Consider the following 7605-nt stretch of genomic DNA (forward strand, 5'->3'; position numbering starts at 1 on the left):
GCGTTACTTTAATCCATCGTGGGGGGCGGCGACTAACGGCATTTTGTGCAAAACAGCAAAAGATCGCGGCTTTTGGCAGCTTCCCGGCTTGAATGCGATCCCCTGTAGGAGCTGCCGAAGGCTGCGATCTTTTGATCTTCCGTCAGCAGGAAATTTATCGGATGGCAGTTCCGGCCTCTTCGCGAGCAGGCTCGCTCCCACAGGGTCTGATGTACGCATTCCAATGTGGGAGCGAGCCTGCTCGCGAAAGGGCCAGCCCGGTCAACATCAAACCTCGCTGATAAAGGTCCCGGTCCCATCGAGAATATTCTTCAAAGTCTCGACAACCTCATCCATATCCACCATATCCGGGTTGAAGCTGATCTCCAGCACATCATCGCCATTCAACGCATCGGCATCCGCCGCAGCGATCTCGATCTTCAGCAGGTTCGAAGTCAGCGTGACCTTTACCCCGTCAAGCGTCGACGGCTCGCCATCCAGGGTGATCTCCAGCTCATCCTCATCCGGATAACGGCTCATCAGGAACATCTCGCCCTTGTCGCTGTGGCAGCAGAGCATGGCCATGTTGTCTTCTTCGTCGTCGCACGGGTTGACGATCAGTAGGGCGGTGGTCATTTGCATGGGGAAAATCCTGCGCAGTGGCGGCGGTGAGTCTGTTCGAAGGCGCGATTTTGCCAGTCTCGACCGATTTGCGCTGCCTGCATCGGCAAAAAGTCGCAAAGCAGGACATTTCCGTCGCCCATCTCCGAGCAGCGAGAAGGGGAAATCCGACGCCAGCGTAAGGCAATTACCGAATGCGCAAAATCGTCCCGAAATTGCGATTTTTCCCTTGTGATAGCCACCTTTTTGCCGTTAGTTTCGCCGCTCTTGCGCAACGGAGTGCGTTACCAAAACCCCAAAAAAGGACCTTTGCCATGACTCAATATTTCGAACGCGCCGAAGAAATTCGCCACCTGTCCGATGAGCAGATCGAGGAAATCTACAAGCGCTATCTCGAAGGCGAAAAAACTGCCGCGCTGATGGCGGAATTTCAGATCCCTGCAACGGTGCGCAGTCTGCTCAAGGTTCTGCCCCCGGTTATCAGTGCCGACCTCAGCTGTCCTTACTGCAGACTGCCGATGTGGGTGCGCCGACACGCCAGAGGTACTCCGCTTTCGCTGCGCAGTACCTTCAAATGCGTACGCTGTGAGCACCAGCAAAGCCTTCCCGGCACCAATACCCGCCACACGACTTGCAGCTGCACAGAGTGTTTCAAGTTACGCCATCAGCAGCTTGCCGCCCGGGCCGCGCGTGATCGCCTGGAATTGGAAGCTCGATATGGCGCGCGATGCCCCGCAGTGCCTTACGCCAATCTGGGGTTTGTGCAGAAGCTGACGTTGCTCGCCTTGCTGGATGATGGTTACGGCGCGACCGTTGAATGGATTGCGCCGTTGAATGCGCCATCCAGAGAAGAACTGCTCGCCCTGACGTTCGAGGCCCGTGAAGAGTTGCTCAAAAGCCTGCACGAAGCCGGAGTGCTGGCAGTTTCCACCGATTCCGACATCAACGCCTTCGATCGCAGCGAGGGCTGCAATATCCGCGAGTACAGCGCGGTGCGCTGGCTGCCCAGCGTCACGTTCGACGGCGTGGCGCGCAGTACCCGCGAGAATTTGTACCGGGTGCTGTATCAGGAGTTGTCTGGCAGCGTAAAAGCCGCCTGGAAGAGCGAAATCTATTCGCTGGTCTTCAGTCTCGCTCGCGAAGCGTCCATTCAATACATCCGTGTGCTGGCCGCTGAAGTGGATTTTGCCTTCACGGCCGAGGCCCGTGCCGAGGAGGTGGTCGGGCAGTTGCTGCAGGACTTCTCGGTCAGTCAGCTGTATTACTTCGCCCGGCTGGCCGTGAGAAACGCCGCGCATTTCTATGCCACCGGCAATTCCAAGGGGCGCAGTCACGCCTCCAACACCATTCCGCGCAACATGCTGGGCACGGCGCAGGACGCGCTCGCGCGCAACTGGCGCAAGAACGCCCATCGCGATGCGCGAGTACCGCAAACGGCCTTGCAGCGCTTGCTCTACGACGTGGTGCTCAAGGACAGCGGCGCCGGATTTTCCAAATCGCCGGGCATGTACTGGCGTGACGAACTGGTCCCGCAATTCTTTTCCGCCGTGGCGTTCGACAGCGACTTGCTCAGCCATCTGCGCCTGTTCTGCCGCGAATGCGATTCGAGCAACATCGACGCCAGCATGGACAAGCAGATCCTGCAGACGATGTGCTACGACTGCGCCACGGTGAGCAAATTCAGAGCCTTTGAGGAACTGCCGGACTGATCCGCGTCAACCGCCAGCGCTGAACCGGATGCCACGCTCAGGGTCGATAACAGGGCCTTGGGCGTTTTCGTTTCCGGATATGTAACGTTCTCGGCGACCGACCTGGCACGAAAGTCCCGTGAAACCGGGGTTTCGAACCTGCATTTCGGCGCACGCCTGCTAGTGTTGATGCAGGCCAAACCCTGCATTTACGTGCCAATGACCGAATATGTCGCAGCACCGCAAGCAGACACATTGTCGCACCCATTAAGCTGCGCAACGGATGAGCACCCGTAAAGGCATTGCCGGCAGCGCTGGCAGTCGCTTTTGCAGATGCTCATTCATGGAAGGTGAATGTGACCTGAGTGTCCCGTCCAGCTTCACCCACCTGTCTCCCTGTTTCCTCTGCCCGAGAATCAGGAACAGGGCGACACGAGGCCCGAAAGGGCTGTTGCACGCGACGCTTTCCATCAATAACAAGCTTAAGCGGAGTACCACAGATGGCGTTCTTCACCGCAGCCAGCAAAGCCGACTTCCAGCACCAACTGCAAGCGGCACTGGCGCAGCACATCAGTGAACAGGCACTGCCACAAGTGGCGCTGTTCGCTGAACAATTCTTCGGCATCATTTCCCTGGACGAGCTGACTCAACGTCGCCTCTCCGACCTCGCTGGCTGTACTCTCTCTGCGTGGCGCCTGCTTGAGCGCTTCGATCACGCGCAACCGCAAGTGCGTGTCTACAACCCCGATTACGAACGCCACGGCTGGCAGTCGACCCACACCGCGGTCGAAGTGCTGCACCACGACCTGCCATTTCTGGTCGACTCGGTACGTACCGAGCTGAACCGTCGCGGCTACAGCATTCACACCCTGCAGACCACCGTGCTCAGCGTCCGTCGTGGCAGCAAGGGCGAATTGCTGGAAGTCCTGCCAAAGGGCAGCACCGGCGAAGGCGTGCTGCACGAATCGCTGATGTACCTGGAAATCGACCGTTGCGCCAACGCGGCCGAGCTGAACGTACTGAGCAAAGAGCTTGAGCAGGTGCTCGGTGAAGTGCGCGTCGCCGTCGCTGACTTCGAGCCGATGAAAGCCAAGGTGCAGGACATCCTCACCCAGCTCGACAACAGCGCCTATCCGGTCGATGCCGACGAAAAGAACGAAATCAAGAGCTTCCTGGAATGGCTGGTGGGCAACCACTTCACCTTCCTCGGCTACGAAGAGTTCGTGGTCACCGATCAGGCCGATGGCGGCCACATCGAGTACGACCAGAGCTCCTTCCTCGGCCTGACCAAACTGCTGCGCACCGGCCTGACCTACGAAGACCTGCGCATCGAAGACTACGCCGTGTCCTACCTGCGCGAACCGACCCTGCTGTCGTTCGCCAAGGCTGCGCACCCGAGCCGCGTACACCGTCCGGCTTACCCGGATTACGTGTCGATCCGCGAAATCGACGCCGACGGCAAAGTCATCAAGGAACACCGCTTCATGGGCCTGTACACCTCATCGGTGTACGGCGAGAGCGTGCGGGTCATCCCGTTCATCCGCCGCAAGGTCGAAGAAATCGAGCGCCGCTCGGGCTTCCAGTCCAAGGCTCACCTGGGCAAGGAACTGGCGCAGGTCCTCGAAGTGCTGCCGCGTGACGACCTGTTCCAGACCCCGGTCGACGAACTGTTCACCACCGTGATGTCGATCGTGCAGATCCAGGAGCGCAACAAGATCCGCGTGTTCCTGCGCAAAGACCCGTACGGTCGCTTCTGCTACTGCCTGGCCTACGTGCCGCGCGACATCTATTCCACCGAAGTCCGCCAGAAGATCCAGCAAGTGCTGATGGAGCGCCTGAAGGCTTCCGACTGCGAGTTCTGGACGTTCTTCTCGGAATCCGTGCTGGCCCGCGTGCAACTGATCCTGCGCGTCGATCCGAAGAACCGCCTCGACATCGACCCGGTACTGCTGGAAAAAGAAGTGGTCCAGGCCTGCCGCAGCTGGCAGGACGACTACGCCGCACTGACCGTCGAAAGCTTCGGCGAAGCCCACGGCACCAACGTGCTGGCCGACTTCCCGAAAGGCTTCCCGGCCGGTTACCGCGAGCGTTTCGCCGCGCATTCGGCCGTGGTCGACATGCAGCACCTGCTGAGCCTCAACGAAAAAAATCCGCTGGTGATGAGCTTCTATCAGCCGCTCGGTCAGGTCTCCGGCCAACGCGAGCTGCATTGCAAGCTGTATCACGCCGACACGCCGCTGGCGCTGTCCGACGTCCTGCCGATTCTGGAAAACCTCGGCCTGCGCGTACTGGGTGAATTCCCGTATCGCCTGCGTCACACCAACGGCCGCGAATTCTGGATTCACGATTTCGCCTTCACCGCCGCAGAAGGTCTGGACCTCGACATCCAGCAACTCAACGACACCCTGCAGGACGCGTTCGTGCACATCGTGCGTGGCGATGCCGAAAACGATGCGTTCAACCGTCTGGTGCTGACCGCTGGTCTGCCATGGCGCGACGTGGCGCTGCTGCGTGCCTACGCCCGTTACCTGAAGCAGATTCGTCTGGGCTTCGACCTGGGTTACATCGCCAGCACCCTGAACAACCACACCGACATCGCTCGCGAGCTGACCCGGTTGTTCAAGACCCGTTTCTATCTGGCGCGCAAACTCAGCGAAGATGATCTGGAAGACAAGCAACTGCGTCTGGAACAAGCGATTCTGACCGCACTGGACGATGTTCAGGTGCTCAACGAAGACCGCATCCTGCGTCGTTACCTCGACCTGATCAAAGCCACCCTGCGCACCAACTTCTATCAGACTGACGCCAACGGTCAGAACAAGTCGTACTTCAGCTTCAAGTTCAACCCGCATGCGATCCCTGAGCTGCCGAAGCCAGTGCCGAAGTTTGAAATCTTCGTCTACTCGCCACGCGTCGAAGGCGTGCACCTGCGCTTCGGCAACGTCGCTCGTGGTGGTCTGCGCTGGTCCGACCGTGAAGAAGACTTCCGTACCGAAGTGCTCGGTTTGGTAAAAGCCCAGCAAGTGAAGAACTCGGTCATCGTGCCAGTGGGCGCGAAGGGCGGCTTCCTGCCGCGTCGCCTGCCACTGGGCGGCAGCCGTGACGAGATCGCGGCCGAGGGCATCGCCTGCTACCGCATCTTCATTTCCGGCCTGTTGGACATCACCGACAACCTGAAGGACGGCGCGCTGGTGCCGCCGGTCAATGTCGTGCGTCATGACGACGATGACCCGTACCTGGTAGTCGCGGCGGACAAGGGCACTGCAACCTTCTCCGACATCGCCAACGGCATCGCCATCGACTACGGCTTCTGGCTGGGTGACGCGTTTGCGTCCGGTGGTTCGGCCGGTTACGACCACAAGAAAATGGGCATCACCGCCAAGGGCGCGTGGGTCGGCGTACAGCGCCACTTCCGCGAGCGCGGCATCAATGTTCAGGAAGACAGCATCACCGTGGTTGGCGTCGGCGACATGGCCGGCGACGTGTTCGGTAACGGCCTGTTGATGTCCGACAAGCTGCAACTGGTCGCTGCGTTCAACCACATGCACATCTTCATCGACCCTAACCCGAACCCGGCGACCAGTTTCGTCGAGCGTCAGCGTCTGTTCGATCTGCCGCGTTCGGCCTGGACCGACTACGACACCAGCATCATGTCCGAAGGTGGCGGTATCTTCTCGCGCAGCGCGAAGAGCATCGCGATCTCGCCGCAGATGAAAGAACGCTTCGACATCCAGGCTGACAAGCTGACCCCGACCGAACTGCTCAATGCCTTGCTCAAGGCGCCGGTGGATCTGTTGTGGAACGGCGGTATCGGCACCTACGTCAAGGCCAGCACCGAAAGCCACGCCGATGTCGGCGACAAGGCCAATGATGCACTGCGCGTCAACGGTAACGAGCTGCGCTGCAAAGTCGTGGGCGAGGGCGGCAACCTCGGCATGACCCAACTGGGTCGTGTGGAATTCGGCTTGAACGGCGGCGGTTCCAACACCGACTTCATCGACAACGCCGGTGGCGTGGACTGCTCCGACCACGAAGTGAACATCAAGATCCTGCTGAACGAAGTGGTTCAGGCCGGAGACATGACCGACAAGCAACGCAACCAGTTGCTGGCGAGCATGACCGACGAAGTCGGCAATCTGGTGCTGGGCAACAACTACAAGCAGACTCAGGCCCTGTCCCTGGCGGCGCGCCGTGCCTACGCACGCATCGCTGAGTACAAGCGTCTGATGAGCGATCTGGAAGGCCGGGGCAAGCTGGACCGCGCCATCGAGTTCCTGCCGACCGAAGAGCAACTGACCGAGCGCGTCGCTGAGGGCCACGGCCTGACCCGTCCTGAGCTGTCGGTGCTGATCTCCTACAGCAAGATCGACCTGAAAGAGCAGCTGCTGGGCTCGCTGGTGCCGGACGACGATTACCTGACCCGCGACATGGAAACGGCGTTCCCGCCGACCCTGGTCAGCAAGTTCTCCGAAGCCATGCGTCGTCACCGTCTGAAGCGCGAGATCGTCAGCACCCAGATCGCCAACGATCTGGTCAACCACATGGGCATCACCTTCGTGCAGCGACTCAAAGAGTCGACCGGCATGAGCCCGGCGAACGTGGCGGGCGCCTACGTGATCGTGCGCGACATCTTCCACCTCCCGCACTGGTTCCGTCAGATCGAAGCGCTGGACTATCAGGTTTCGGCTGACGTGCAGCTGGAGCTGATGGACGAGCTGATGCGTCTGGGCCGTCGCGCCACGCGCTGGTTCCTGCGTGCCCGCCGCAACGAGCAGAACGCTGCTCGTGACGTCGCGCATTTCGGTCCGCACCTGAAAGAGCTGGGCCTGAAACTCGACGAACTGCTCAGCGGCGAAATCCGCGAGAACTGGCAGTCGCGCTATCAGGCGTACGTCGAAGCCGGTGTGCCGGAATTGCTGGCGCGTATGGTTGCGGGCACTTCGCACCTGTACACGCTGCTGCCGATCATCGAAGCCGCCGACGTCACCGGGCAGGACCCGGCCGAAGTGGCCAAGGCTTACTTCGCCGTCGGCTCTGCGCTGGACATCACCTGGTACCTGCAACAGATCAGCGCGCTGCCGGTGGAAAACAACTGGCAAGCCCTGGCCCGTGAAGCGTTCCGTGATGACGTCGACTGGCAGCAACGGGCGATCACCATCTCCGTCCTGCAACAGGGCGACGGTTCCCAGGACGTGGAAGCACGCCTGGCGCTGTGGATGGCCCAGCACGAAAGCATGATCGAACGCTGGCGCGCCATGCTGGTGGAAATCCGTGCTGCGAGCGGTACGGACTACGCCATGTACGCGGTGGCCAACCG

At 60.2% G+C, this 7605-nt stretch carries 3 protein-coding genes; 2 read left to right on the plus strand and 1 reads right to left on the minus strand.

Going from position 1 to position 7605, the window contains the following annotated elements:
- Nucleotides 1–267: 267 nt before the first annotated feature.
- Nucleotides 268–621, minus strand: coding sequence for a hypothetical protein (locus D6877_RS15615; RefSeq protein ID WP_116658751.1), 354 nt, complete (start codon nt 619–621; stop codon nt 268–270).
- Between the two features lie 293 nt (nt 622–914).
- On the opposite strand from D6877_RS15615, the gene D6877_RS15620 reads away from it, so the two are divergent.
- Together D6877_RS15620 and D6877_RS15625 are read left to right on the plus strand one after the other, a co-directional pair.
- Entirely contained in the window at nt 915–2309 is a 1395-nt protein-coding gene (locus D6877_RS15620) for a hypothetical protein (RefSeq protein ID WP_130911372.1), read from the plus strand.
- A gap of 479 nt (nt 2310–2788) precedes the next feature.
- A partial coding sequence (locus tag D6877_RS15625; protein WP_130911373.1) for an NAD-glutamate dehydrogenase occupies nt 2789–7605 on the plus strand: 4817 nt, incomplete at its 3' end.

It is taken from the genome of Pseudomonas sp. Sample_9, from assembly GCF_004307535.1.
Taxonomy (GTDB): Bacteria; Pseudomonadota; Gammaproteobacteria; order Pseudomonadales; family Pseudomonadaceae; genus Aquipseudomonas; species Aquipseudomonas mercuritolerans.

Coding starts and splice junctions, on each gene's coding strand:
- D6877_RS15620 (WP_130911372.1), top strand. CDS start 915: ATGACTCAATATTTCGAACGCGCCGAAGAAATTCGCCACCTGTCCGAT.
- D6877_RS15615 (WP_116658751.1), bottom strand. CDS start 621: ATGCAAATGACCACCGCCCTACTGATCGTCAACCCGTGCGACGACGAA.